Annotated in this window: 1 protein-coding gene; it reads right to left on the reverse strand. The window is 54.3% G+C overall.

The window, feature by feature from the left end; translation table 11 throughout:
* Nucleotides 1-245: hypothetical protein (locus DS884_RS01495; protein ID WP_199488176.1), on the reverse strand; the 245-nt coding region annotated here is incomplete at both ends.

Below are 245 nucleotides of genomic sequence, written 5' to 3' on the forward strand. Positions count from 1 at the left end.
ACCATTTGTTCCGTTCGTACCGTTAGTTCCATTTGTACCAGCGGCCCCTGTTGCTCCAGTAGCACCCGTTGCACCATTTGTTCCGTTCGTACCGTTGGTTCCATTTGTACCAGCGGCCCCTGTTGCACCAGTAGCACCCGTTGCACCATTTGTTCCGTTCGTACCGTTGGTTCCATTTGTACCAGCGGCCCCTGTTGCTCCAGTAGCACCCGTTGCACCATTTGTTCCGTTCGTACCGTTGGTTC

Source organism: Tenacibaculum sp. E3R01 (genome assembly GCF_003318185.1).
In the GTDB taxonomy this organism is placed as follows: domain Bacteria; phylum Bacteroidota; class Bacteroidia; order Flavobacteriales; family Flavobacteriaceae; genus Polaribacter; species Polaribacter halocynthiae.